Source organism: Massilia sp. METH4 (assembly GCF_037094685.1).
Taxonomy (GTDB): domain Bacteria; phylum Pseudomonadota; class Gammaproteobacteria; order Burkholderiales; family Burkholderiaceae_D; genus Rugamonas.
Map to the genome: position 1 here is coordinate 397,195 of NZ_CP146614.1, position 25,248 is coordinate 422,442.

The window sequence follows — 25,248 nt, forward strand, 5'->3', positions numbered from 1 at the left end:
CGGCACCAAGCGTGGCGGATCAGGTGTTACCGACCAGCGCCGTCACCCGGATCGTCTTCGATTCCGGAATCTCGGCATGCGAGAGCACCTTCAACTGCGGCAGCGCCCGGCGCAGGAAGCGCGACAGCAGCGGCCGCAGCGGGCCGGGCACGAGCAGCACCGGGTTGACGCCCAGCGCTTCCTGTTGCATGGCGGCCTGGGCAGCCTGCTGGGCGATCGTATCGGCCAGACCCGGCTCGATGCCGGCGCCATCGACGCCGCCCTGGGCCAGCGCCTGCATCAGCAGCCGCTCCAGGCGGTTGTCGAGCGTCATCACGGACAGTTCGCCATTGCCCGGGAACAGTTGCTGGACGATCGCCCGGCCCAGCGCGATACGCACCAGCGCCGTCAATTCGTTTGGATCCTGCGTGTGCGCCGTGTGCTCGGCCAGCGCCTCGATGATGGTGCGCATGTCCCGGATGTGCACGCCTTCCGCCAGCAGGTTCTGCAGCACCTTCTGCAGCGCCGACAGCGAGATCGTCTTCGGCACCAGGTCTTCCACCAGCTTCGGCGCTTCCTTGCCCAGGTGATCGAGCAGTGCCTGCACCTCGCCGCGGCCCAGCAATTCGGAAGCATGCGACGTGATCAGGTGGTTCAGGTGCGTGGCGACGACGGTGCCCGCGTCGACGACCGTAAAGCCCATGCCCTGCGCCTGGTCGCGCAGGCTGGCGTCGATCCACACGGCCGGCAGGCCGAAGGCGGGGTCGGTGGTGGCCAGGCCCGGCAGCGTGCCGCTGGCCATGCCGGGGTTGATGGCCAGGAATTGCCCGTTGAAGGCTTCCCCGGTGCCCACCTCCACGCCCTTCAGGGTGATGCGGTAGGCCGATGGCTTCAGTTCCAGGTTGTCGCGGATGTGCACCGGCGGAGCGAGGAAGCCCACTTCCTGCGCGAACTTCTTGCGGATGCCCTTGATGCGCTTGAGCAGCTCGCCGCTTTGCGCCTTGTCCACGAGCGGAATCAGGCGGTAGCCCACTTCGAGACCCAGCGTGTCGACGGCCATCACATCGTTCCAGGTGGCCTCTTCGCTCTCGGCCGCGGCGCCGCCCTGCCCGGCCGCCGAGGGGCCGCCCGAGGGTGCGCCGCCCGGCGCGGCGCCCGGACCGGCCGGGCCGGCCATGCCGCCGCCCTCCTCGGCCGCACCGGCACGCTTGGCCAGCAGGTAGCCGCCACCGGCCAGCGCGCCGCCCAGCAGCAGGAACACGAGGTTTGGCATGCCCGGGATCAGGCCCAGGCCGCCGATGATGGCGGCGGTGATATACATCACCTGCGGCTTTGCGAACAGCTGGCCGACCAGCTGGGCGCCGATATCCTTCTCGGATGCCACGCGCGACACCACGGCACCGGCCGCCAGAGAAACGATCAGCGAGGGAATCTGCGCCACCAGGCCGTCGCCGATGGCCAGCAGCGTGTAGGTGCGCACCGCGTCGCCGAACGCCATATCGTGCATGATCAGGCCCACCAGCAGGCCGCCGACGATGTTGATCACGGTGACCAGGATGCCGGCGACCGCGTCGCCGCGCACGTATTTCGAGGCACCGTCCATCGCGCCGTAGAACTCGGCTTCCATCGACACTTCGCTGCGGCGCTTCTTCGCCTCGGCCTCGCCGATCAGGCCGGCGTTCAGGTCGGCGTCGATCGCCATCTGCTTGCCGGGCAGCGCGTCCAGCGCGAAGCGGGCGCCCACCTCGGCAATCCGGCCCGCGCCCTTCGTCACCACCACGAAGTTGATGATGGTGAGGATGATGAAGACCACGATACCGACCGTGTAGTTGCCGCCGATCAGGAAGTGGCCGAAGGCCTCGACGACCTTGCCGGCCGCGTCCGGCCCGGTGTGCCCCTCGGTCAGCACGATGCGGGTGGAAGCCACGTTCAGCGCCAGGCGCAGCATCGTCGTGAGCAGCAGCACGATCGGGAAGGCCATGAAGTCCAGCGGCTTCACCGTGTACAGCGCGGTCAGCAGCACGATCACGGAAATGGCGATATTGAAGCTGAAGAACAGGTCGAGGATGAATGCCGGCAACGGCAGGATCATCATCGCCAGCAGCATGATGATCAGGATCGGCGCGGCCAGGGTCTGGACATTCCCGCCGGTGACATTGTTCATCCAGCCGGGCATCTTGAGCGCTTGCATCGTGTTCTTCCCTCTTTACCTGTGTCGTTGCCGGTTACTGCGCCGGCTTGGCGTTGTTCGGGTCCATGTCGGCCGGCACGTCCAGCTTCGTCGGCCGGTCCGGGTAATGGCCGCCCGGCCGGTAGGCGCGCAGCTGGTACACATAGGCCAGCACCTCGGCCACGGCCGCGTAGAGCCGCTGCGGGATCTCGTCGCCGATGTCGGTGTGCTTGTGCAGCGCACGGGCCAGCGCCGGCGCTTCCAGGATTGCCACCTTGTTTTCCTTGGCCAGCTCGCGGATCTTCGCGGCCACCGCGTCCGTGCCCTTCGCCACCACCTTCGGCGCGCCCTTCGAGCCATCGGCGTACTTCAGGGCCACCGCGTAGTGGGTCGGGTTGGTGACCACCACGTCGGCCGTCGGTACGTCCTGCATCATGCGGCGGCGCGCCATCTCGCGCTGCATCTGCCGGATCTTGCCCTTGATCTGCGGGTTGCCGTCCGACTCCTTCGATTCCTGGATCATTTCCTGGCGCGTCATCTTCATCTTGTTCGCGTAATGCCAGATCTGGTACGGCGCATCGATGAGGGCGATGAAGCCCAGCGCTGCCACGAGGATCAGGAAGCTCATCGCCAGCATGTCCAGCATGTGGGCAAAGCCTTCGTTGGCCGGCTCGGTCGGCAGCCCGAAAATCGCGTCCTTGTAGCGCATCACGACCATGTAGGCGACGGCGCCCACGACAATCGTCTTGAGGATGGCCTTGACCAGCTCGACCAGCGCATTCTTCGACACCATGTTGGTGATGCCGTTGATCGGATTGAGCTTGCTGAACTTGGGCATGAAGCCCTTGGCTGTGAACAGCCAGCCACCCACCAGCACCGGCGAGGCGATCGCCACCAGCATCACGGCCAGGCCCAGCGGCAGGAAGGTGACCAGCACCTGCACCACGTCGGCCAGGATGCGGTGGCCCAGCACGTCCATGTCGAACACCTGTTCGCGTGTGAGCGACAGGCCGGATGCGAGCGTGGCCGACAGCTGGCGCGCCATGGTGGAGCCGAAGATGTACAGGCCGGCCCCCGCGGCCATGAGCACGGTGAACGTCGCGACTTCGCGCGAGCGGGGAACGTCGCCTTCCTCACGCGCCTGCTGGAGGCGCCTCTCTGACGCTGGTTCTGTCTTTTCGGCTTCGCTGTCTTCTGCCATCGGGTGCTCCGGAATGCCTCGCTATGATTCAGGAAGCATTGTCGGGGAAGGTGGCGGAGAACGAAGATCGAAACAGCGGGGGAAACGCGGAGCTGTTTGGTGTTTCAACTGCGCAACACTTTTCAGAAAGGAAACGCGAGGATCACCTCGCAAAGGCCGATTTTTGATCGTATAGGACGTTCCGGCTGGAAATGTTGCCGATCCGAATGTAGATTCTCGGTATGCATTCAGTAGTTGACGTGTATCCACAACAATGGCTGAGGATAATGTGCGACACCTTCGGCACGATTGGAACACGATTCCTCGTCGGTGAGAAAACGTGGCACCCTTCCCACTCGGATCAAGTCGCCGAGACTTGAACACAGGGTTGTACCCGTGCAGCTCGGCCTGGCTGGCAAGTAAACGCCGCGCAGCTCGAAGAGTGGATGAAATAGATGATTCGAATAGCGGACCGCGTTTTGCCACCGGGTCCGTTTGACAAGACCCGGTTCGCTGCCGGGGCATCTTCAACTTTTTTAGGAGTGGGTCTCTCATGTACGAAACCAATCAGACCGACGTGACGAACGCCTTGACCACGGCCTCACCGGAAGTCTTCAACTCGGCCACGATCGACAGCATCATGTCGCTGGTGATTTCCGGCGGTGATACGGTAATCGCCGCGGAACAGGTTGCCGCCACGGACAACCAGATCGTTACCGTTGCTCCGGGCACGGAGCTCGCGTTCGTGACCGTTTCCGACCTCACCGTCACCAATGTGACTGTCGCCTCCGACATTCCCGTCGTGCTGTTCCAGGGTGCGGCCGGCGTAAACGCCACATTCAATGTCCCGGTACCGACCGCGGGACAGGATCTCTCCGCGAGCGCGGTGCAGGGCGCGCCGGGCGACCCGATCGAACGGTTCATCGCGGGGACGGCTGGAAACGACAACATCACGATCCTCGACGCGATGGCTACCCAGGTCGTGGCCGGCAACGGCGACACGATCAATGCCGGCACGGGCTTTACGATCGTCACCGCGGCGCAAGGCAGCAGCATCGTCGCGGGTGGCGGCGACACGATCATTGCGACAGCGGGGACCGACGAAGACTTCACGATTACCGAAGGGACCGGCACGGTAGCTATTGTCAACAATACCAGCGGACTTGCCGTCGACATTTCGAACGTGCAGTACGTCCAGCTCGATGGTGGCGACGCGCTGATCTTCGCGGATGACATGGCGCAGGCAACCGTGGCGAACCTGTACCAGGCACTGTTTGGCCGAACGGCCGATGCGGGCGGCCTGGAGTATTGGTTCGACCAGGCGGATGCGGGCGTGTGGATCGGCCAGATCGGGAACTTCTTCACGACGTCGGCGGAGTACACTGGAGGCGGCCTGACCAATGAACAGTTCGTCGAATCGCTTTACCTGAACGGCCTCGGTCGAGCGGCGGATGCGGGTGGCCTGACATACTGGTCCAGTTTGCTCAACACGGCCGCTGCCACGCGCGGCGAGGTCGCGGCGGGGATTGCAATGGCCGCTGCCGACCCCGCGTCGGGCGAGGTGAACGTGATCGGCTCGGTCACCGTCGTGGAGGGCATCGATCTGGGATAACAGTCTCATGCCAATGAAAGGGGGCCCCGCCCCCTTTTTCCTGTCGACCTGCACGCCCCGCTTGCGCGACGATGCACTGCTGACCCGGGCGCTGGAAATGTTCAAGGCAGGCCACCTCGCCGATGCGCTGGTGGCCGCGGAGTACGTTTGCCGGCGCTTTCCCCAGAAAAGCATTCCCGCCATGCTGCGCGCGAAAGTGCTGCAGACCGGCTACCCATTTCTGGCCGCGCGCGCATGGCACGCGGCATGGCTGTCGGACGCCGAAAATCCCGTGCTGCAAGACGCGATGCTGCAGAGCTGGCTGCAGGATGGCGGCCGCGCCGACGTGGCCAGCCTCGGCCCCGCCTTCCTTCCCGCCCGCTGCCGCGAAGGCAAGCATGCCAGCCTGCTGCCACTGCTGCGCGCGGCTGGCGTCGCTCACACTGGCGCGTGCTGGAAAGCAGGCGACGCCATCGAAGGCATGGTGTTCCAGGGCGGCATGGTGTTCCAGGGCGGCACGGCGCCGCGCGCCACACTGCTGCTCTCGGACGAAACCCGGCAATTTCGCCTCGAGGTGCCAGCCGACGGCAGCCGCTTCCGGCTGGCCTGCCCGCGGCCCGGCGCCGTCTGGTCCCTGACCCTGGTGGAGCCCGACGGACAACAACAACTTCTGCCGGGATCACCCCTGGCGTTCTATGAGCCGCCGACCATGCAGGCACGCGCTCCGGCGGAAGATGGCGCGCGACCGCGACCGGTCTCGATCGTCATTCCCGTCTATCGCGAACTGGCTCTGGTACAGGCGTGCCTGAACAGTGTGCTTGCCAGCCTGAACGCCAACGCCACCCCTGCCCGCGTGGTGGTGGTCGATGACGCCAGCCCCGAGCCGGCACTGTCGGCATGGCTCGACAAGCAGGCCGCGGCGGGGCGGATCAAGCTGCTGCGCAATCCATGCAATCTTGGATTCATCGAAACGACGAACCGCGGCATGCGCGAATTCCCCGACCATGACGTGCTGCTGCTCAATGCCGACACACAGGTGCATGGCAACTGGATCGACCGGCTCGCCAGCGCGCTGTATGCCGCGCCCGATATCGCTTCCGTCACGCCGTGGACCAATAACGGCGAGATCAGCAGCTTCCCCGTCATGAGCCAGGCCGCACCGGCACCCGACGCGCGCGAGCTTGCCGCACTGGACGGCGCGGCCGCGGTGGTTCACGCGGCCGGCGGCAGCAGCGATATCGAACTCCCATCGTGCTGCGGTTTCACGATGCTGATCCGCCGCTGCGTGCTCGACGGGGTCGGCATGCTCGACGGCACCGCCCTCGTGCGCGGCTACGGCGAGGAAGTCGACTGGTGCATGCGGGCGCGCACCGCCGGCTGGCGCCATGTGCAGGCGACCGGCGTCTTCGTCGCGCATGCGGGCACCGTGTCGTTCCGCGCCGAGAAATCGCTTCGCGTGGCGCAAAACCGCACCGTGGTAAAGGCACGGTATCCATCGTTCTATCCCGAATTCGCGGCATTCCGGCGCGATGACCCGCTCCGCAAGGCGCGCCTCGCACTGCGCACCGGGCTGGCGCGGTCCGGCGCCGCCGCGTGGCTGCGCAAGGCCGAAGCCGCGCAAGCCACCGCGGCCCTGCCGAACACGGTGGCAAAGAAGCCCTTGCCGGCCGTGCTCCCGGCACTGCGGGCCTCCTGCCAGCGCATCGCCGTCTGGCGCCACGGTACCTCGGCGCGCGGGGTGCACCATACACTCGCGCTTGCCAGGGCGATCGCCGGCCAGCCCGGTTCGCAGCTGCGCTTGCTCGTGTTCGGTGATTGCAGCGAAGCACTGTGGCACACCGGCGTGGTCGACCATGTTCCGGCCAGTGGCGATGCCCTTCCCTTGTTGGACGACGTGCGCGTGCTCCAGGCGGCCGGCTGCGGTATCGTGCTGTCCGATGACCCGGCAGGCCTGCCGACCAGGCTGCGCGTCGTGTCGCTCGACGACACTTTCGATCCCGCATCCTGGCTTGCGAACTGGCATGGTCAAGCCAGGTACGATGACCGCCTGATGAATTCGAAAAATGGAAGCGATGAAAACTGACGTGTCCCTCGACCTTCCCCCGGACTCCTCAGCCCGGCGCTGGCATGGCGCAATCGAAGGCCTTTGCAATGGCCTCCTGTACGGCTGGGCCCTCGATCGCGGGCGGCCCCACGCACGGGTCGTAGTGGAGATCTGTCTCGACGGCGTGCCGCGCGTATCCGCCACGGCGGACGTTGCGCGTACCGACCTCGCCCAGACCTTCACCGCCTTGCACCCCAATGCCGATGTGTGCCACGGATTCGTTGCCGATCTCAAGTCCCTTCCCGAGGGCATGGCGGGTATTCTTTCGGCACGCGTCGCCAACCTGGACGTCATGCTCCCTGGCAGTTTCGCGCTGGACGATGCGACAGTCCCTCCGCCGCCCGCGCTCAGTCTTGTCTGGGGAGACGGCGGCCTGCGCTTGTTCGGCTGGGCAGTCGATCCTCTCGACCCGCGCAGCACGACCACCGTGCGCGCCTACATTGGCGAGGAAATGGTGGCGCAAGCCACGGCGGACCTGATGCTGCCGGCGGCACGCGCGTATGTCGAAGGCGCGCATGGATTCGACCTGGCGTTACCGGCTACGCTGGCGGACGGCCGGACGCACTCGGTGCGCGTAATGGACGACAATGGCGTTGAACTGAACGGCAGCCCGGTACTGGCGTGCTGCGCGCTCGACGGCATGGCCGCGCTCTTGCCCGCCGATACGGACAAACTGACCCTTGAACTTGCGGCCATGTACGAGCGCCGTGTCCCGCGCAGCCTGCCGATGAACGCATGGCCGCAATGGTCGGCCCGCTTCGACCAGGCACCGCCCGAGCCGCTGCCGGCAGCCGTTGCCTCGTTCAGGACCGCCGTTCTCATTACCGGCGAGCCGGATGCGAGGGCAATCGAGCGCACCAGGGCAAGCCTGGAACGGCAGGGGGTCGCCATCCGTGTCTTTACCGCGTCCCCCTTTTCCGCATTGTTGGCCGAGGCGCTATCGGCAGGCTGCGACGTCATTGCTTGCATTCGCGCCGGCGATACACTTGCTCCGGCCGCGCTCGCCCATGCGCTGGCAGGATTCGCATTGCCGCATGCCCGGGTGGTGTACACCGATAGCGAGCAGGACGGCACGCCGTGGTTCAAGCCCGCCTGGGATCCCGACTATGCATTGGCTACTGATTATCCGCTGGAGCTGCTGCTCGTGCACCGGTCCGTCGCGCAAGTCCTGCCCAGGCCGGACAGCCAGGCGCAGTTTGCCTGGTCGTCGCTGGCGAGCGCATGGGCGCACGGCGAGCAGGCGATCGTGCACGTGCCGCGCGTGCTGTACCAGGTCAACTCCCCGTTCACGGAACAGGAGCGTGCCGGCCGTGCCGCGGCTGCCGCGCGGGCGATCCGGGCCATGGAACCGGCCGTCGCGCTGGACGTGTCAGATCGCATTGCACCGGACTTGGCCATGCCTTCCCGCCGAGTTCGCGCGGCATTGCCACCCGGCGCGCGGGAGCTGATAGTCAGCCTCGTCATTCCAACGCGCGACCGCGCAGACCTGCTGAAGCGCTGCATCGACAGTATCGAACGGTTCACGGCCTGGCCCAGTCTGGAGATCATCGTCATCGACAATGGCTCGGTCGAGCAGGCGACACACGACTATTTCGCCGAAATCGCGCAGCATGGCGTGCGCATCATGCCGATGCCCGGTCCGTTCAACTATGCGGACCTGAACAACCGGGCTGTCGCGCTCGCAACCGGCGATATCGTCGGGCTCGTCAACAATGACATCGAAGCCTTGCATGACGGCTGGCTGGAGGAAATCGTTGCCCAGTTGTCGCGGCCCGGTGTCGGTGCCGTCGGCGCCAAGCTTCTATGGCCGAACGGCATGGTGCAGCACGGCGGTGTGCTGGTAGGCGTGGGCAACGCCGCCGGGCATTTCGGCAATCTGCTGGCTGATGCCGACTGGGGTGACCACGGGCGCAACCAGCTGGTTCACCGGGTGAGCGGCTGCACGGCCGCCTGCCTGTTTCTGCGCAGGCAGGATTACCTGGAGCTGGGCGGCATGGACGCGCTGGCGTTCCCCGTCGCGTTCAACGACGTCGATCTGTGCCTGAGGATGCGCGCTTCCGGCAAGGCTATCATCTGGACACCGCACGCCAAACTGCTGCACGCCGAATCGGCCAGCCGGGGAAACGAAGATACGCCGCAGAAGCGCGCGCGCGCGCGCCGTGAAACCGAACAGTTGCGCCGGCGCTGGGGTCCCCTGCTGTTGCAGGACCCGGCCTACCATCCGAGCTTGAGCCTCGATCCGAACAGCCACGCCTTCGGCGGCCTTGCGCTGCCACCACGCCCGCGCGTGCCCCGCACAGGAGCGCTGGTCGATTTCAATGCAGGGTGATGAGGTACACCGCGCTGCGCGACCGCAGTTTCCCGCCTGGCAGGATATAGTTGCGGTGGAGTTGGCCGGCAACTGCGCGTTTCGCAGCCAGGACGAAGCGAGGCCGCGCGCGCTTGCGCCCGGCTACGATTACGATCCGAAGGCAGCCGGCGGTTGCCGCTGCCTTGTACACACCTCCTTTCTCACCTATGAAACCGTTTGAAAGATGAATCTCCTGGATTCGAAGACTGCCACCAGCCAGCACACGCCCAGCCTGTCGACTCGCAGGTCGATCTGCTTCGTCAGTGAAACGCGGCACGCCACTCGGCCGATATTGGATCCATCGGTGCGCTACCGCTGCTATCATCCGGCGGAGAAACTTGCCGCCGAGGGGCACTGGTGCACGGTCAAATCCGCATCCCAGTTCTTCGAAATGCCAAGCCTTGGGCATGACGTGTATGTATTTCACCGGCCGAACATGGCGCGTGACAACTTCGCCCAGATCCTCCAGGCATTGCGCCGGCAAGGCGCGACATTGATTGCCGATTACGACGACCTGATCTTTGGCACGGCCGAGATCGCGCTGATCTCTTCCGCTGTCAAGAACGGCACGTTGAGCGAGGAACGCGCCATCGAAGCATTTGCCGGTAATCTTGCCGGATTGAGGCAGTTCGACAAGGTCACCACGTCGACCGCACCGTTGGCCGAGCGGGTACGCGAATTCAATCCCGGCGCACAGGTTGAAGTGGTGCCGAACTTCCTGCCGGAATCGATTGTCGGTCCGCATGCCGAACTGCGCACCCCATTCATAAGGCGACCGCCGACCAGCATCGGCTATTTTTCCGGAACGCGCAGCCACGACAAGGATTTCCCCATCGTCGGGGCGGTCTTGCATCGTGTCCTGTCCGAGAATCCGGACTTCAATCTCCTGATCGTGGGACCAGTCCAGGTACCGCGAGGGCTTGCTTCGCTGCCCAACGTGACCACTGCGCCCGCGACGAGTTTCCTGCGCCTGCCTTCACTCATGAGCATGTGCGCCACGGTCATCGCGCCACTCGAGACCACTGCTTTCAATGCTTGCAAGTCACGGGTCAAGTTCCTGGAAGCGGCTATCGGTGGATGCCGGCTGATTGCAACGCCGATTCCCGACATGGCCGCTGTCGGCGATGCGCACATCACGCTTGTTTCTACCACCGACGCCTGGTACGAGGCACTCTCCGCCCCGCTCGATGCCGAGGCCAGGTCGGCACTCGTCCAGCGCAATCTCGCTTTCCTCGGTGCCAACGATGGCATCGATGGCCTCCGGTCCTTTGTGAGCTGACATGCGAATCCTGCTTTATATCGAACCGTTCCCGATTCGAAACAGCCTGACGCACTTTCAAGGCGTGTCGCGCAAGCTTCTTCCCCTGCTGGCCGCCGGTTCCGCCTACGACGTGCGCATGTTCGGCAACAAGGCAACCCTGGACATGTTGGGTGAGCCGGCACTGTCGACCCATGGCGAGCGCTTGATCAGCGCGACCGAGGAAGAGGAGCAGATGTTCAAGGCCCATATGTTGCCTTGGCAGCAAGCTGGGATGTCGACCTGGCTGGACCTGATGGCAGGTACTGGCGAGGTGACCGAAGACTATCTCAGGGTCCTCCGGCGGGTGTGGAATATCTTCCCGTTTGAGATTATCGTCAACTGGGGCGAGAACGGGGCGATTCGCCATTTCGTCAAAGAGCGGCCGGTGACCAGGATCGGCATGGAGTTGGGATGCACGCGTCCCCCGTTCATGGAGAGCCTTGCAATCGACCCTTTCGGCACGAACGGATCAGGCGTCGTGCCGAAATTGACGGTTGCCGAATTGAGCGAGATTGTGGGGAACAGGCCCATGTCGCGCCATGAAGCATTAATGGCGTATTCCCACAACGTGGAAAGCCTGGGCTACGAGGAACAGTTCCTGCCCCTCCCGGCGGACATCAGCTCGCGATTGACCAGCGAGGAAAAGATCGTCTTCCTGCCGCTGCAACTGTTCGATGATGCAAACTTGCTGCGCTTTTCGCCGTACAGGACAGTGGAAGAAGCAGTCCTGGATGTGGTTCCAAAGCTTGCTGACAAGGGCTATACGATACTCGTCAAGCCCCATCCGGCTTCCGAACAGCGGCATAGCGCGGCCACGGCGAACGCGGTGGCACGCGCGGCACTGCGCCGCTGGTGGAAATATGTCGTCTGGTGCGATCACCCGAAGCCCATCCCGAATGCCCGCCTGATCTCGCTCGCGGACTTTGTCGTGACGGTAAATAGTTCCGTTGGTTTCGAGGCCCTCTACTTCGACAAGCCTGTCGTCGTGCTCGGCGATGCCGTGTACAAGCCCCTCGACCTGTTTCCGTCGCTCGATGACATGCTGGAAGATCGCTTCGACCGCGCATCCTTCCTTCACGGCGCGGGGCTCCTGCGCCGTTTCATGCTGGACGCGTATTTGCAGCATGACAGTCTCACGAGCGACGCCACGGCGTTCCTGCAGCGCGTGTGCGCGATCGACGAGATCTGCACTACCGCACCGGGCGATCCAGTAGCCTTTGCACGCAGCATTTGGCATGCCGCGGCGGCATCGAAAACAATCGCCCGCTCAGTATTGCGGCATGGGCGGTCGACGGCCGGTAAGGCGGAGTTTGCCCAAGCACTGGATTCGATCAATGCGGCGGATAGCGGCAATGCTGGGGGATTTGGAGCCTACGAATTGGCCGCCCGGCGGCTCTGGCTGCATGCGGGCAAGCCGAGTCTCGACTTCCTGCTCGCATGGCTCGATTCCGCATGGGCAGTGGCAGAGCGACGTGCCGAAATCATCCGTGCCGGCAAGTTGGTGGACCCTGAATACTATCTGAACATGTATCCAGATATTCGCGAGATGAACATCGATCCAATCCAGCATTTTTCCCACTACGGCATGCTGGAAAACCGCTTGCCGAGGCCGGGGGCCGACCCTTGCCCGCCGGACGCGATGCTCGACCTGCTCAAGCGCGCGGCGAAGGAAATGATGGCCCAACCGGCATTGCAGGATTACCCTCTGACCGAAGAGGAAGAGGCATATCGGCAGACACAACTACAACAGATCGGCGACGCGTTGCGCCAGCGTAGCCATCGCATCGCAGTGGTAGCACACCTCTACTACCGCGACCTCGTGCCTGAACTCCTGGAAAAGCTGGCGCACATCACGGAACCCTTTGACCTGATCGTAACGCTGCCGGACTGGGGCGTACGTGCAATCATCGCGTCCGTCCGAGCGGTTTATCCGGAAGCGCTGTTCTACCAGGCAGTGAACCGCGGCCGGGATATCGCGCCATTCCTCGACGTCCTGCCACTCATCGTGGACAAAGACTATGATGCCGTCCTGAAGATCCAGACCAAGCGCGGCTATTATCAGCAAGGAAGGCTGCTGGCCAAGCTCGGCGACCTCTGGCGCGACGAAGCCCTTGCCGCTCTCCTTGGGAGCGCCCAACGCGTCGACATCATTCTCGATGCGTTCCGCACCGACCCGACACTGGCAATGGTCGGCCCATCCCCATATCTGCAGCCATTGGCCGGCTACCCCTACCATGATGGAGGACAGCTTGCCAGCACGCTGCTTGCACCGCCGATGGACGAGGGGTTCTTCGCCGGTACGATGTTCTGGTTGCGCCCCCGTTTCCTGAATCCGCTCGGCAGCTTGACCATGACTCATTTCGCTCCGGAAACTGGAGCAAATGACGGCGCACTGGCACACCTCGTCGAGCGAATGTTCGGTCACGCCGCGACAAGCGGTGGCGGGCGTATTGCCGGGGCGCCAATCGATCCGGGCGCGCCGCTGAACCACACGATCCAGCCCTCGACGGTTCCCATCCACGATTATCTGACTGCCCGGCTCGAAGAGCGCCGACGCCAGTTCGCGCAGGCGGCAGCCGGGCAATTGATCTGGTGAACCGCGCGGGGCTACGGCGGTGCGCGGATTGCCGGTCGCGGTTGTCGCCGGTTCGTGCCGCGTGCGAAGACAGGACGCCCCTCAGGCGGGACAAAGCACATGGATGCGACCACAATAACGACGCTATACACAACATGATGAAAAGTCTCGGCTTTTTCCTTCCCACTGCCGCGCGGTCGAGACGGGTGTCGATCGTCCGTCGATGCGATTCGCACCCGTCTGGGGGCTGCCAGTGACGACGGTCCACGGCCATGTCGATACGTGCAATGCCAGCGGTATTACCGGTTGGGCGTGGTGTACAACGTGCCCGCAAGCGAGGCTCGAGGTCCATTGCGCGATCGATGGCCGAACAGTGATGGGCAAATCGGCCGAGGAATTCCGCCTCGACCTGCAGGCAGCGGGAATCGGCGACGGAAAACACGCTTTCACGTTCCAGATTCCCATCAGCTTCTACGATGGGAAACCGCATGCTTTCAGCGTGCAAGCTTCCTGCGAAGGCCAACTGTTCCAGCTCAACCGGAATCCGATAACACTTTGCTTGTCGAAAGATTCCCTGATCCATGGGGATTTCGGCATTGACGCCGACGGCTTGCTGCAGGGCTGGGTAATCGATAGAGCCAGTCCATCACGCACCGTTTCCGTCGATGTCGAAGCGGAAGATGCAGGGCATGTCACGCTGGAGGCCATCCTGTACCGCCCGGACCTGCTCGCAATGGGGAATGGCTCCGGCAAGCACGGTTTTCAAATGGTGTTGCCAGGCGAATGGTACGATCGCGAGCGACTGACTATTCGCGTCCGGGAATCGACCACCGGACAGGAGCTTGGTCACGGCCCAGCGGTGCTCCATACGGAAGCCAGCTATTTCCGGCAGGCGCAGAATGATGGAGCGCCTGCCGTCGCGGCGAACGTTCGCCGCGACGGCCCTGTCATTTCAATCCTGATGCCTGTCTACAATCCCCCTCCGGTTTTTCTGGAGGCCGCGATCCATTCGGTGAGAGCGCAGTCGTATTCCCGTTGGCAGCTCTGCATTGCGGATGACGCATCACCTGATCCAGCGATCAGGAAAATCCTGGAAAAACACGCCGCACACGATGACCGCGTCCGGGTTGTTTTCCGCGAAAAGAACGGACACATCTGCAGGTCTTCGAATTCGGCTCTGGCGCTCGCGAGCGGGGAGTTCATTGCATTGCTGGATCACGATGATCTGCTGCATCGCGACGCCCTGCTCGAGGTAGCGAATGTCATTACGCAAAATCCCGACGTCGGCATGATTTTTTCGGACGAAGACAAATGCAACGAAAATGGCCTGCGTTATGCGCCCTATCGCAAGGCAGGATGGGATCCGGAGCTGCTCCTCGGGCAAAACTGTATCAGCCATCTTGGGGTGTTTCGCACGGAGATCGTGCGCACGCTTGGCGGGTTCCGCCCTGGTTACGAAGGGTCGCAGGATTACGACCTGGCGCTGCGCGTCAGCCGTGCGCTTACTTCCGCGCAGATCAAGCATATCCCCCGGGTTCTGTACCATTGGCGGGCAATTCCGGGCTCGACTGCGCTAGCCAATTCGGAGAAGAGCTACGCGGTGGTTGCCATGCACAAGGCGCTGCGTGACCACCTGCGCGCAATCGGCTCGGCTGCGGCATGCGAACCAGCCGTACAGGGCGTGTTCTGCCGCGTGGTTTGGCCGCTTCCCGTTCCACCGCCCTCCATCACCGTTCTCATGCCCTTTGCAAGGACCGATCCTGGCGTCCGGAAAGTCATCGACGCGATTTCGGCGCTTCAATGGCCGCGCATGCAAATACTTGCTGGCAACATCGAGGACGCCGATGCGCTGGAGAACATCGAATCACGCCGTGAAAAGTATATACAGGCATTGCTTCCCGCCGCAAAAGGCGATGTCTGTATCTGGCTGGAGCATGCACTACCTGCCGGCAGCACGGAAGCCTGGCTCAGGGAGCTTGCGTCCCAAGCCCTGCGCACGGAAATCGCCCTGGTCGGAGCGAAGCTGCTCGATTCGCGGTTGAAGGTTGCAGCGGCGGGCATCAGCTATGACGATCCGGCTGACCCTGCGGGATACAGGCAGCTTTACCAAGGGCTGGCAATCGCCGATGCCAGCATCGGAGGGGGTGCAGGTCTGTGCCGAACGGTCCAGGCGATAACGGCGAACACTTTTGCCATCCGCCGCAGCAGGCTGCTGAGTCTCCTGGCTGACCCTTGGGTGGCACCCGGAGCCCCTTTTATGACGGAGCTCAGCTTGCGCGCGGAGAAGCGCAAATGGCGCACCTTGCTCACACCGTTTGCAATGTCGATCATCACCCGGGCGCTAGGCGACAGCACGGAAAAAAGCGCCCCGGCAACGGGCAAGGCATCGATGCCGGAACAGTAGTATCGCGGCACGAGCATGACGCCGGCGGTCGGAAGACTCAGCGTGCCTCCGTGATGACACGGTTATTCTCTACCGTATTCGCGACGCCGTTGTCGTTGTCGTCCTTGCTGCTGCCAAATGGGAAGCCATCGTCGAGGTGGCAATACGCCTGTTTTTTGGCTGCCGCGGAGCGGGAGTTGACGACAACGGGCTGCAGCTTTGATCCCTCGGGAATAACGAACGTGTTGTCCATGACCCGGTTATTGCTTGGTGTCTGGTGGCGGACGACGCCATTCTCTCCACAGTTCCTGTACAAATACACGCCGTCGTGTTCGCTCAACTGGATGCGATTGCCACTGATGACATTGTAGGCCGACCCATCGACCGCGATCATTTCCCGCTTCGGCCGTATCGTGAACGTGTTTCCGATGATGCGGTTGCGGGCGGATTCATGATCCAGATATATGCCCAGGTCCCCGACACCCTTCACTTCGGAATGGACTAACGTCACTTCGTTCGCACCGGCTCCAATGTACAGCGGAACATGCCAATACGAAACGAGTGCGCTGTCGGCGATGGTAATCCTGCCTGGCGCATTCTTCTGGGCGATACTGGTGAAATTCTTTTCCCTGGATGGCGAAAGCAACTGGGAACCTTCCATTCCCATGATCTGCGTCGCACCATATATGGTGCACCGGCGTATGACTATGTCGACCGGGGGGCTCCATGTCGCTCCCTCTCGCAAGGACACGATTTTAACGGTTGGCACCGCAAACGGAGAGAGCTCGGCCCCTCCCCGGCGGCGCAGCTCGGCAACCATGCCGTCGTAACCGATGGCACCGCCGTTGCAGTCGATGAGGACGCGCGACGCCGAAGGTCCTGCAAGGCGCAACCGGCGATAGATATTGTCTCCCTTTTCGAGGGTGACACTGCAGGACAAATCGAAAGGCTTTTCATTAGCCCGCGCGGGGGCGGTCAGCGCGGCATAGGTCACGGGAGAACAGGCCGGCGCTCCGGGCGCGGATAACGCAGCAACTGCCGCCAGAGAAAAGATCATCATCCTGCAATCCTCGGTGTGAGTTACGGTAACGACAAACCAGCTGGCGAGATCTGGACCGAGATGGCATTGACTCGATCACTCAGGCCGGCGCCAGCAACGCCAGCTGCTCCCCCTCCAGATAACACCACTCCCCCTCCTTCAGCCCCAGGTCGGCCAGCTGCAACCCGCCGATGGCCGACCGGTGCAGTGCGCTGCAGTGATTGCCGGCGGCGGCAAGCATGCGCTTGACCTGGTGGTACTTGCCCTGCTCCAGCACGATCTCGAGCTGGTGCTCGCCCTTCTTTTCGCAGACTTGCGCAGCGAGTGGCGCCGGCTCGTCGTGCAGCTGCACGCCCGTGAGCAGGTGCTCCACCAGCGCGTCCGTGACCGGTTCCGCGGTCGTGGCCTGGTAAACCTTCGGCACGTGGCGCTTCGGCGAGGATTGGGCATGGATGAAGGGGCCGTCGTCGGAGATCAGCAGCAAGCCCGTCGTGTCGTGGTCGAGGCGGCCGACGGGTTGCACGTCACGCCACGTGAATTGTTCCGGCAACAGGGTCAGCACGGCGGGATGATGGCTGGGCTTGCGCGAGCACTCGTACCCGGCGGGCTTGTACAGCGCGATGTAGACGCGCTCGCGGTAACGCCATTCCTCGTCGAACACTGTCAGTACCAGCCCGTCCGTTTCGATGGACGCCTTGTAATCGTCGACGACACTACCGTTGACGGCCACTTCGCCGTCTTCGATCAGCGCGCGGCAGTACTTGCGGGTGCCGAAACCTTGGGATTGGAGAATGCGATCCAGCGATAATTTACTCATGAGCAGCATTCTACCGGATTGCAAGGCTGTCCCACCCGGTAGTTGAGGAATGTCAAGTCGCCCGGGCTAGCCGTTGATACACTGAAACGCGTGTAGGAATTTGCTGAACCGCAGCCCATCGTTCCTACGTTTCGTTAAGAAAGTATCCGCGATCCCGATACGATCGATTTGCCAAGGAGGCCCGCCATGATCACCCTCGAAAGCCGCTCCGACATTGCCCGCCAGGCCGCTGCCCGTTTCGCCACCGACTTGCTGATGGCCCGTTGCCGTAACAGCGCCGAAATGGCGCTGATGCCGCAGGCGCGCTGGTTCGCCACGAAAACCCAGGGCTTGCACGACTGGCTACGCGACGGCGGCTTTCAGAGCGAGATCGAAGCGCCAGTGCCGCCATGGAAGCGCTGATTTATTCATGGCGGCGATCTTGGCCCTCATCCGCCGGCAATAAATCGGCGCTTCGTGACGAGAACGGCGGCCAGTGGCCGCCGTTCTCTCTCCCGGTCGGGAGCAGTGAGGAATTAAATTCTCTCAGGTTCGCTTCGATGCGATCGACAGGTTCGTTACGCGAGGCGTTTCGATCGAATACCACGCGATCGGATATTGACGGCTTGTAAGGATAGACGCCCTCCGTTCAAGAACTTACGATCACTATACGCCATCTGCATTCGTTTTCAAGCTTGCGATCGCGGCCATACAGGGAAGTTCACGCGCGATCCCAGCATTATCGGATAACCGGCACGCCGGTCGCCACCGCGGCCTTGACGGCACCCTGCCCTACCGCCGCGCCGAATTTCTTCAGCACCCGCTCCGGCAAGCCTTCGTGCTGGGTGTAGTCGATGATGTCTTCGGCTTTCACGACGTCGCGCGCCACGCTGTCCACGCTGCCCAGTTCGTCGGCCAGGCCCATGTCGATTGCACGGGCGCCAGTCCAGAACGAGCCGGAGAACGTTTCCGGCGTTTCCTGCAACCGCTTGCCGCGGCCTGCGCGCACGACCTCGATGAATTGCTGGTGGATCTCGTTGAGCATTTCCTGCGCATGCTGCTTCTGCTTTTCCGATTGAGGGCTGAACGGGTCCATGAAACCCTTGTTCGCGCCCGCCGTGAGCAGGCGCCGCTCGACGCCGAGCTTTTCCATCGCACCGGTGAAGCCGAAGCCATCCATCAATACGCCGATCGAGCCGATGATGCTGGCCTTGTTGACAAAGATCTTGTCCGCCGCCGAGGCGATGTAATAGCCACCCGAGGCACAGATCTCATCGACCACCACGTACAGCGGCTTTTCCGGGTAGCCCTGGCGCAGCCGGCGGATCTCGTCGACGATCATGCCGGCCTGCACCGGGCTGCCGCCGGGACTGTTGATGTGCAGCACCACCGCGACGGAGCCATCGTCCGAGAACGCCTTGTTCAAGGCGGGAATGACGACCGAGGCCGCGCCACTGCCTTCGGTCTCGATATCGCCTTCGATCTCGATCAGCGCCGTGTGGCGGCCCACTTCCCCTTCGCCGCCGAGCAGGTCGACCTCGAAATAGCTGGCGATCGCGAAGAACACCAGCAGCAGCATCACGATCTTGTAGAAGATGCTCCAGCGGCGGTTGGCGCGCTGTTCCTTGATCGTGGCGAACACGAGCTTCTCCAGCACTTCGCGCTCCCACTTGATGGGTGGCACATCCGTACGGGGAGATTCGGGCGATGCGCTGCCCGGCGTGTCTTTGATTTCGTTGCTCATAAAACTGTGGTCGGTGGGCGGATGTAATCGTCCGGTTGCCAGTAGAGGTTGCCGTTGTGCTCGGCCAGCGCCACCGGCCGGAGCCGGCCGCCGCGGCAGGGGCCGCCGGCGCATTGGCCGTTGCTGGGAATATACACGGCGCCGTGCGTCGAGCACATCAGGTACAGGCCGCTGGATTCGAAGAACTCACCTTCATTCCAGTCGAGCTCGATCGGCACGTGCGCACACCGGTTCAGGTAAGCATAGGCCTTGCCGCCATGGCGGATGACGAAGGCGGTGGCCGGCTGGCCGCCAGCCTGCACGGCGAAGCGCACGCCCTTGCCGCCGTCCGGCACCGCGTCGGCGGCGCAAATCAGTATATCGGTGCTCACGGCAAGATTGTATCCCTCTGCGTCATCACGCGTTCGCGCTGAGCCACTGGTGCAGCTCCGGCACGCTCCTGGCCGAGAACAGCGGACGGCAGGCGTGCAGCTGGTCGACCGGGTGGGCGCCATATTCGACAGCGATGCCCGCCGAACCGGCGTTCTGCGCCATCATCAGGTCGTGGGTCGTGTCGCCGATCATCACCGTACGGCGCAGGTCCTGGCCCAGTTCGCGCGTCAATTCCTGCAGCATGGCCGGATGCGGCTTGGAGAACGTCTCGTCCGCGCAGCGGGTGGCGTGGAAGGTGGACAGCAACTTGGCCGCATCGAGCGCGCGGTTCAAGCCCACCCGGCTCTTGCCGGTGGCCACGGCGAGGAAGTAACCCTCCTGCGACAGGTCGGCCAGCAAATCCGGCACGCCATCGAACAGCGTGAGCTCGTGATCCTTCGTCAGGTAATGGAAGCGGTAGCGCTCGACCATGCGCGGATAGTATTTCGGATCCACATCCGGGCCCAGTACCCGCTGCATGGCTTCCGAAAGGCCCAGCCCGATGACGTGCGAAGCGGCCTCGCGGGACGGAATCGGCAGGCCCAGGTCGCGCGCAGCCGACTGGATGCTCTTCACGATCGTTGCCGTGCTGTCCATCAGCGTGCCGTCCCAGTCGAAGACGATCAGGTCAAATTGCTTTCTTGCCATGTGCTCCGGCCGGGCCGGCTCCTGTTTTGATTGTTGCCATGTCCGCTTATTGCAGAGCAGAGTTATCGGGTTGGCCCAAGCTTACCAAGAATTTTTCGCATTCGGGGGCAAGCGGGGCGTTCAGGGTCATGATTTTCCCGCTGTCGGGATGGCGGAACGTGATCTGGTGCGCGTGCAGGAACATGCGCTTGAGCGGCACCGGCCGCTTCTGCAAGGCCTTGTTCAGCGCGAAGTCGCCATATTTGTCGTCGCCGGCGATCGGAAACCCGGTCGACTGCAGGTGCACGCGAATCTGGTGCGTGCGGCCCGTTTTCAGTTCCGCCTCCAGCAGCGCAAATTCCGCATATTTCTTCAGCAGCGTGAAGACGGTGTGCGAGGCCATGCCGTCGGCCTGCACGGCCACGCGCCGCTCACCGTCGCCCGTCGTGTACTTGTGCAGCGGCAATTTGACGTGTTGGCGCTTGTTCTTCCAGTCGCCCACGGCCAGGGCCAGGTAGCGCTTGTCCGTTTCGCCGTCGCGCATCTGCTCGTGCAGGCTGGTCAGCGCCGAACGTTTCTTGGCGAGCAACAGCAATCCGGAAGTCTCCCGGTCCAGCCGGTGCACCAGCTCCAGGAACTTCGCATCGGGCCGGGAAGCGCGCAATTGCTCGATCACGCCGAAGGACACGCCGGAGCCGCCGTGCACGGCCACGCCGGCCGGCTTGTCGACCACGAGCAGGTGGGCATCCTCGAAAATGACGGGAAATTCGGCGGCGGGTACTGCATTGTCCGGTTTCTCCGCGATCCGCACCGGCGGAATGCGCACCACGTCGCCCGCTACCAGGCGGTACAGCTGGTCGATGCGGCCCTTGTTGACGCGCACTTCGCCCGACCGCAGGATACGGTAGACGTGGCTCTTCGGCACGCCTTTGCAAATACGCAACAGGTAGTTATCGATGCGCTGTCCGGCCTCTTCTTCGCCGATCGTCACGAATTGTGCTTGTGGCAGGACTGTTTGGGGGGAAGCATCGGCGCTGTTTTGCCGGCCCTTTTGGGTTGTCTTCCCAGAAAATCTCTCTAAGTCCTTCATTTTGAATATATAATCAATTCGCCGTAGCGATGCAGCGCTCGATGTAGTGCTTGCACGCTGTTGCTTTGTGTAAGAAGAAAACCACGATTTTACACAGGGGCGCATCCGCTGGCCTCGCTTAATTGCTCATTCAGCGGAAATAAACGTATACGCACATGCGTGCACGGATCAGGGTGGCGACCACTGTTGTCATCGGGTTGGTGGGCGGATGTTGGAATTAGATTGGCTGGATCGTTAGGATGAATCCGGCAAGCAAGCACAGAGTCGTTGCTTGCCGGTTTGATGGAGCTGATAACGCTTGCCGTTTTCGCCAGGCACCACACAAGATGGCCTGGCTCGACCAATTGCGCACGCCCGCATTCTCCGCGGCCTTCCGTTGCGATTTTTTCATCGCAATCGGCCGGACAGGATGAGTTGCAGGTGGTGCGAACTCGGCATGACGATCGGCCTCATGCGCCCACTGCGGCAGCTGCGCCTGCGCGCTGCCGCACGACGAGGCATTTCCCCGCAGCCTCCTTAGTTCCCGCGTATATCCTTGTACGGTTGCCGCTCATGCCTCACGAGCGTGGGCGGCGCATTTGGCCGAAGGGTCGCGGAGTCAAATAAAAAATGAAACGCATGTTGTTCAACGCTACGCAGCAGGAAGAGCTGCGCGTAGCCATTGTCGATGGACAGAAACTGATCGACATCGACATCGAAACCGCCGGACGCGAGCAACGCAAGTCCAATATCTACAAAGGCGTCATCACCCGCATCGAACCGTCGCTCGAAGCCTGCTTCGTCAGCTATGGCGAAGACCGCCACGGTTTCCTGCCGTTCAAGGAAGTGGCCCGCAGCTATTTCCGTGAAGGCATCGACGTACGCAACGCCACCATCAAGGATGCGCTGCGCGAAGGCCAGGAAATCGTCGTCCAGGTGGAAAAGGAAGAGCGCGGCAACAAGGGCGCGGCGCTGACCTCGTTCATCTCGCTGGCCGGCCGCTACCTGGTGCTGATGCCGAATAACCCGCGCGGCGGCGGCGTCTCGCGCCGTGTCGAAGGCGAGGAACGCCAGGAACTGCGCGAAACGATGGACAAGCTGGACTTGCCGCAGGGCATGTCCGTGATCGCCCGCACCGCCGGCATCGGCCGCACCGTGGAAGAGCTGCAGTGGGACTTGAACTACCTGATGCAGCTGTGGCGTGCCATCGAAGGCGCGTCCAAGGCCGCCTCCGGCGCCTTCCTGATCTACCAGGAATCGTCGCTCGTGATCCGCGCGATCCGCGACTACTTCCAGCCGGATATCGGCGAGATCCTGATCGATACGGACGAGATCTACGAACAAGCGCACCAGTTCATGAGCCACGTGATGCCCGACATGGTGCACCGCGTGAAGCGCTACAGCGATGACGTGCCGCTGTTCTCCCGGTTCCAGATCGAACACCAGATCGAAACGGCCTACAGCCGCACGGTGCCCCTGCCTTCCGGCGGCGCCATCGTGATCGACCACACCGAAGCGCTGGTTTCCGTGGACGTCAACTCGGCCCGCGCCACCCGCGGTTCCGACATCGAAACCACCGCCTTCCACACCAACTGCGAAGCGGCCGAGGAAGTGGCCCGCCAGCTGCGCCTGCGCGACCTGGGCGGCCTGATCGTGATCGACTTCATCGACATGGAAGTGTCGAAGAACCAGCGCGAAGTGGAACAGCGCCTGAAGGACGCGCTGCACCATGACCGTGCACGCGTGCAGATGGGCAAGATCTCCCGCTTCGGCCTGATGGAACTGTCGCGCCAGCGCCTGCGCCCATCGCTGTCCGAAGGCTCGCACGTGACTTGCCCGCGCTGCTCTGGCACCGGCCATATCCGTGATACCGACTCGTCCGCCCTGCAGGTGCTGCGCATCATCCAGGAAGAGGCGATGAAGGAAAACAGCGCCGCCATCCACGTGCAGGTGCCGGTCGACGTGGCCGCCTTCCTGCTCAACGAGAAGCGCGGCGAGGTGCTCAAGATCGAGAACCGCCACCGCATCACCGTGATCCTGGTGCCGAACAAGCACCTGGACACGCCGCACTACAAGCTCGAGCGCATCAAGCACGACGATCCGCGCCTGGAAGACGTGGCCGCCAGCTACACGATGGCCGAGCAGGCCGAGACGGACATGTCGTTCGCCAAGCGCCAGAAGGAAGAGCAGAAGCCGCGCCAGGAAGCCGTCGTCAAGACGATCACGCCGAGCCAGCCGGCCCCGATGGTGGACCGCACCCCGGCGCCCGCGCCGGTACAGCCGGCCGCACCGGCACCGGTGGCCGCCCCGGCACCGGCCGAAAAAGGTTTCTTCGCCAAGCTGGTCTCCTTCTTCACCGGCAAGACCGAGGAACCGGCTCCGCCGGCCGCCCCGGCCATCGTGACGAAGCCGGCCGCCGCCGCACCGGCCGAGCGCGCCGACAAGAACGCCCGTGCACCGCGCGCCCGTCCGCCACGCGGTCCCAAGGAACCACGCGAGGAGGCCGTGAAACCGGCTGCGGAAGCCCGCCCGGCCCGTCCGCCGCGCCCACCGCGCGAACCGCGTGAAAAATTGGAAAAAGGCGTGGAAAAAGGCCTGGAGAAATCCGTGGACAAGGCCGAGACCGCCGAAGCTGCCGTGACGCCGCGCCCCGAACGCGCGGAACGCCCGGAACGGGCCGAGCGAGCGCAGCGCGAACCGCGCGAAGCCCGCCCGCCGCGCGAGCCGCGCGAACCGAAAGCCCAGCCGGCCGAAGCGAAAGCCGAGGAACTGGCGCTGGCCGCGGCCGGCGTCGGCCCGGTCGGCACCGGCACGGCGGCGGCTCCTGTTGCGCCCGCCACCGAAGCTCCCGGCCTGGTGAAATCGACCGGCAACACGGGACCGGAAGGCGATGAGCTGGAAGCGGGTGAAGGCGGCGACGAACCGCGCCGCCGCCGCCGTCGTGGCGGCCGCAACCGTAATCGCCGCGAGCGTGAAGGCGCCGAAGGCGAAGTGATGGAGGCAGGCGACGAGTTCGCCGCTGCCGAGGGCGACGCCATCAAGTCCGTCACCGCCACCGTCGTGGCCGAGGATGCCGAAGCCGGCGCCCGCGAAGCAGCGGCCGCACCGGTCGAAGCGCCGAAGGCGCCGGCCCAGCCGGAGCCGGTGGCTGCCGCCGCTGCCGCGATCGAGGCTGTCGAGCATGCCCCTGCCGTGGAACCGGCCCAGCGCACGGCTGCGGCCGAGGTGGCTCCGGCGGCCGCGGAAGCGGTGCAGCCGGCCCAGGCTGCCGAAACCCTGCCTGTCGAGGCGGAACCTGTGGCGATCGAACCGGCCGAAGCGGAAATCGTCCAGGCACCGGCCGCCGAACCGCTGCCGCCCGTAACTGCGCAAGCGGCCCCGGCGGAAGTGGTGGCTCAGCAGGCACCCGCTGCCGCAGCGCCGGCCCCCGTCGCCATCGAACCGGCCGAAGCGGAAATCGTGCAGGCTCCGGCCGCCGAACCGCTGCCGCCGGCCGCCCCCCACGCACCGGCCCAGGAAACGCCGGCCACCGCGCCCGCCGCCGCCGCCGATGTGTTGCCGGTCGTGGAAACCGCGGTCGTCGTGCCGGCCGCCGCCGAGATTGCAACGGTAGAGGCGGTTTCCGCCGAAGCCGTGGCAACCCAGCCGATACCGGTCGCCGCGCCGGCCGCGCAGCCTGCTCCTGCTCCTGCCCCGGCCGCGCAGCCTGCTCCTGCTCCTGCTCCTGCCCCGGCAGCGACAGACCTGCAGGCGGTCCTGGCGGCTGCAGGCCTGCAGATGGCCGCGACCGATCCGGCCAAGCTGCGGGCCGCCCAGGAAGCGGCGGCACACGCAGAGCCGCCGGTCCGGGTACGCCGCACCCGCAAGCCCGCCCCGCCAGTCTCCGACGAGCCGCTGGTGCAGGTGGATACCCGACGCTGATCGCAGCCA

The 25,248-nt window shown here is 63.8% G+C and carries 16 protein-coding genes; 8 read left to right on the plus strand and 8 right to left on the minus strand.

Annotated elements, in window-relative coordinates:
• Window positions 1–19: 19 nt before the first annotated feature.
• Window positions 20–2,170, minus strand: a complete 2,151-nt coding sequence (flhA, locus tag V6Z91_RS01875) for a flagellar biosynthesis protein FlhA (RefSeq protein ID WP_338765901.1) — start codon at window positions 2,168–2,170, stop codon at window positions 20–22.
• Window positions 2,171–2,204: 34 nt separating this feature from the next.
• Window positions 2,205–3,350, minus strand: a complete 1,146-nt coding sequence (gene flhB, locus V6Z91_RS01880) for a flagellar biosynthesis protein FlhB (protein ID WP_338765903.1) — start codon at window positions 3,348–3,350, stop codon at window positions 2,205–2,207.
• A gap of 532 nt (window positions 3,351–3,882) precedes the next feature.
• Between flhB and V6Z91_RS01885 the strand changes: the two genes are divergently transcribed.
• The 6 genes from V6Z91_RS01885 to V6Z91_RS01910 all read left to right on the plus strand — a co-directional run bounded on the left by V6Z91_RS01885 (window position 3,883) and on the right by V6Z91_RS01910 (window position 15,653).
• Complete coding sequence (locus tag V6Z91_RS01885) at window positions 3,883–4,941, plus strand: DUF4214 domain-containing protein (RefSeq protein WP_338765905.1); 1,059 nt, start codon at window positions 3,883–3,885, stop codon at window positions 4,939–4,941.
• Window positions 4,942–4,948: 7 nt separating this feature from the next.
• Window positions 4,949–7,003, plus strand: coding sequence for a glycosyltransferase family 2 protein (locus V6Z91_RS01890; protein WP_338765910.1), 2,055 nt, complete (start codon window positions 4,949–4,951; stop codon window positions 7,001–7,003).
• Window positions 6,984–9,353: a glycosyltransferase family 2 protein gene (locus V6Z91_RS01895; RefSeq protein WP_338765913.1), complete on the plus strand. Its 2,370-nt coding sequence runs from the start codon at window positions 6,984–6,986 to the stop codon at window positions 9,351–9,353. The genes V6Z91_RS01890 and V6Z91_RS01895 overlap by 20 nt, the downstream gene beginning before the upstream one ends.
• Before the next feature lie 205 nt (window positions 9,354–9,558).
• Window positions 9,559–10,653 carry a glycosyltransferase gene (locus V6Z91_RS01900; protein WP_338765916.1) on the plus strand — a complete coding sequence of 365 codons (1,095 nt, stop codon included), beginning with the start codon at window positions 9,559–9,561 and terminating at the stop codon, window positions 10,651–10,653.
• Between the two features lies 1 nt (window position 10,654).
• Window positions 10,655–13,270, plus strand: a complete 2,616-nt coding sequence (locus tag V6Z91_RS01905) for a rhamnan synthesis F family protein (protein WP_338765918.1) — start codon at window positions 10,655–10,657, stop codon at window positions 13,268–13,270.
• Window positions 13,271–13,625: 355 nt separating this feature from the next.
• Window positions 13,626–15,653, plus strand: a complete 2,028-nt coding sequence (locus V6Z91_RS01910) for a glycosyltransferase (protein WP_338765920.1) — start codon at window positions 13,626–13,628, stop codon at window positions 15,651–15,653.
• 37 nt (window positions 15,654–15,690) lie between these two features.
• On the opposite strand, the gene V6Z91_RS01915 is transcribed toward V6Z91_RS01910, so the two are convergent.
• Both V6Z91_RS01915 and V6Z91_RS01920 read right to left on the minus strand, forming a co-directional pair.
• On the minus strand, window positions 15,691–16,692 hold the full coding sequence (locus V6Z91_RS01915; protein ID WP_338765922.1) for a NosD domain-containing protein: 1,002 nt from the start codon (window positions 16,690–16,692) through the stop codon (window positions 15,691–15,693).
• Window positions 16,693–16,771: 79 nt separating this feature from the next.
• Window positions 16,772–17,488 carry a 16S rRNA pseudouridine(516) synthase gene (locus tag V6Z91_RS01920; RefSeq protein WP_338765924.1) on the minus strand — a complete coding sequence of 239 codons (717 nt, stop codon included), beginning with the start codon at window positions 17,486–17,488 and terminating at the stop codon, window positions 16,772–16,774.
• A gap of 186 nt (window positions 17,489–17,674) precedes the next feature.
• Here V6Z91_RS01920 and V6Z91_RS01925 point away from each other — a divergent pair, with 186 nt between their 5' ends.
• Window positions 17,675–17,890 carry a hypothetical protein gene (locus V6Z91_RS01925; protein ID WP_338765926.1) on the plus strand — a complete coding sequence of 72 codons (216 nt, stop codon included), beginning with the start codon at window positions 17,675–17,677 and terminating at the stop codon, window positions 17,888–17,890.
• Window positions 17,891–18,206: 316 nt separating this feature from the next.
• On the opposite strand, the gene V6Z91_RS01930 is transcribed toward V6Z91_RS01925, so the two are convergent.
• Genes V6Z91_RS01930 through V6Z91_RS01945 form a run of 4 tightly spaced genes read right to left on the minus strand, consistent with a single transcriptional unit; the run spans window position 18,207 to window position 21,339 of the window.
• Complete coding sequence (locus V6Z91_RS01930) at window positions 18,207–19,211, minus strand: S49 family peptidase (RefSeq protein WP_338765929.1); 1,005 nt, start codon at window positions 19,209–19,211, stop codon at window positions 18,207–18,209.
• Complete coding sequence (locus tag V6Z91_RS01935; RefSeq protein ID WP_338765931.1) at window positions 19,208–19,582, minus strand: Rieske 2Fe-2S domain-containing protein; 375 nt, start codon at window positions 19,580–19,582, stop codon at window positions 19,208–19,210. Before V6Z91_RS01935 ends, V6Z91_RS01930 begins: the two co-directional genes overlap by 4 nt.
• A gap of 25 nt (window positions 19,583–19,607) precedes the next feature.
• Window positions 19,608–20,270, minus strand: a complete 663-nt coding sequence (locus V6Z91_RS01940) for an HAD-IIIA family hydrolase (protein ID WP_338765933.1) — start codon at window positions 20,268–20,270, stop codon at window positions 19,608–19,610.
• A 46-nt stretch (window positions 20,271–20,316) separates the two neighbouring features.
• Window positions 20,317–21,339 (minus strand): RluA family pseudouridine synthase, encoded by a 1,023-nt coding sequence (locus tag V6Z91_RS01945; RefSeq protein WP_338772143.1) that lies wholly within the window; start codon window positions 21,337–21,339, stop codon window positions 20,317–20,319.
• A gap of 609 nt (window positions 21,340–21,948) precedes the next feature.
• On the opposite strand from V6Z91_RS01945, the gene V6Z91_RS01950 reads away from it, so the two are divergent.
• Window positions 21,949–25,239: an Rne/Rng family ribonuclease gene (locus V6Z91_RS01950; RefSeq protein ID WP_338765935.1), complete on the plus strand. Its 3,291-nt coding sequence runs from the start codon at window positions 21,949–21,951 to the stop codon at window positions 25,237–25,239.
• Window positions 25,240–25,248 lie beyond the last annotated feature (9 nt).